This window comes from Kitasatospora sp. NPDC093558, assembly GCF_040683475.1.
Taxonomy (GTDB): Bacteria; Actinomycetota; Actinomycetes; order Streptomycetales; family Streptomycetaceae; genus Kitasatospora.
Window position 1 is genome coordinate 1 of the sequence record NZ_JBFBDY010000964.1, and the last position, 1,931, is coordinate 1,931.

A 1,931-nucleotide genomic window follows, 5' to 3' on the forward strand; every position below is an offset into this window, starting at 1 on the left:
AGCCGGGCCACCGTTCGGGGGAGCGCTCTGACGGGAACCTGCGGCTGGGCCGGGGCCGGGCCTGCAGCTCGACGACGGTGCCGCTCGGGGGCGGTGCGCACCGCTGCACCCGACGGTCGGCCAGGGGAGCCCGCCATGCGCGCTGACGTCCTCGTCCGCCCGCCCCGGGCGCCCCTGGGCCCGTCCCGCCTACACCTCGCCGTGCGCCATCTTGATCAGGCGGTCCAGCACCTGGCCGCCGCTCACCCGCAGGCCGTCGTGCTCCCACTCGTTGGTGATCCAGGTCCGCAGGCCGCGCACCGCGCGGGCGGTGTCCAGCGAGTCGGCGGTGTCCACGTACATGTCGTCGTGGTAGACGGCCGCGACGACGGGCACCTCGTTGGCCGCGAGCCGCTGCGGGTCGTAGAGGTCGGGCCAGTCGGCCCGCGCGGCCAGCAGGTCTGCGGCTTCCTTCAGCGGCCGCAGCGCCGGGTCGGTGTCGAACATCCAGGGGTAGATCATCTCCCCGGTGAACAGCACCGGGGCGTCCGAGTCCAGCGCGGCCCGGGCGTCGAACTCGGGGAACTCCTTGCGGACCCGCTCGGCCGACCACGCGGTGCCGCCTCCGTCCACCGACCGCTGGCCGTAGATCGACTCGTGCAGCACGGCGTACAGCGGGCCCTCGGCGAAGGAGACCTTGGCCTGGACGCCGTACAGGAAAGTGTCGGAGAGCTCGGGCCCGGCCGGGCCCTCCACCCAGGCCTCCTCCAGCAGGTAGTGCAGGGAGCCGGAGCCGCTGCCGCCGCCCAGCATCATCCCGAGCGACTGGAAGGCCTCGACGGTGAGCACGCCGCCGTCGGGCAGCGCCGCCGGGGCGGCGGCGAGGTGCGCGGCGATCCGCCGCACCGCTTCGACGTCCTGCGGGAAGCGCGTGTAGTGACCCTCGTTCTTGCGGACCACCCGCGGGTAGGCGGCCCGGTAGACGTCGTCCGCCGAGCTCCGCAGGCCGGAGAGGCCGCCGGTGATGAAGGCCTCCGTCAGGCCCTCGGGGGCGATCGAGAGGTAGGTGAGGGTGCAGAAGCCGCCGAAGCTCTGGCCGAGCACGCTCCAGCGCCGGTCCGCGCCGAGCAGGTGGTGGCGGATCAGTTCGGCGTCGCGCACGATCGAGTCCGCGCGGAAGTGCGCCAGGTAGTCCGCCTGCTCCCGGGCGCCGCCCCGCCGGGCGAGGCTCTGGCGGGTCGCGGGGGTCGAGCGCCCAGTGCCGCGCTGGTCGAGCAGGAGCACCCGGTAGTCGTCCAGGGCCCGGTCCAGCCAGGCGTCCCGGCCGAGCGGGCGGGCCGCCTTGCCGCCCGGGCCGCCCTGCAGGAAGAGCAGCCACGGGAGGTCGTCCCGCTCGCGGCCGGCGGCGACCACCTCGCGGGCGTACACCGCGATCCGCTCGCCCTCCGGGGCGGCGTGGTCCAGCGGGAGCTGGAAGACGTGGTCGGTCGTGACAATCCCGGGCAGCCGGCTGGCGGTGGACATACAACTCCTCGGTCTCTGCAGGTCACAGCGGTCACGTCGCCGTTCACGGTGTCACCGGGTGCGGGCGCCGCGACACCCGCACCGTATCCTGGCCGCCGTCGGGCACCGGTTCGACTGCCGCGCTCCAACCCGGGGCGCGCCCGAGACCGGCCGACGCCGGGACCACGCGGTTCGCCGCCAGGGCCATCGGTGACGGTCTGTCGGTGACGGCCCGCCGGTGACCGCCGGGCTGCGGCCGAGCGTGACCTGGGGCCGGTGTGCGGCGTTCACTCCGGGGGCCCTGTGTGCGCACCGCGGCGGCATCCGCGCCGCGACGGCGCCCCGAGCGCGAACCCGCGCGGCTGCACACGGCACCGCGTCCGGCCGCCGCGCGCGAGCGGCCGACCGGGGCGGCGCGCCACGACGAGGGGGCGTCACCGGCCTGCCGG

Annotated in this window: 1 protein-coding gene; it reads right to left on the reverse strand. The window is 75.8% G+C overall.

Features of this window, described 5'->3' with window-relative positions:
* Window positions 1-189 precede the first annotated feature (189 nt).
* A complete protein-coding gene (locus AB0O00_RS37440; RefSeq protein WP_363659157.1) occupies window positions 190-1,503 on the reverse strand; it encodes an alpha/beta fold hydrolase in 1,314 nt (437 codons plus the stop codon).
* Window positions 1,504-1,931: the final 428 nt, after the last annotated feature.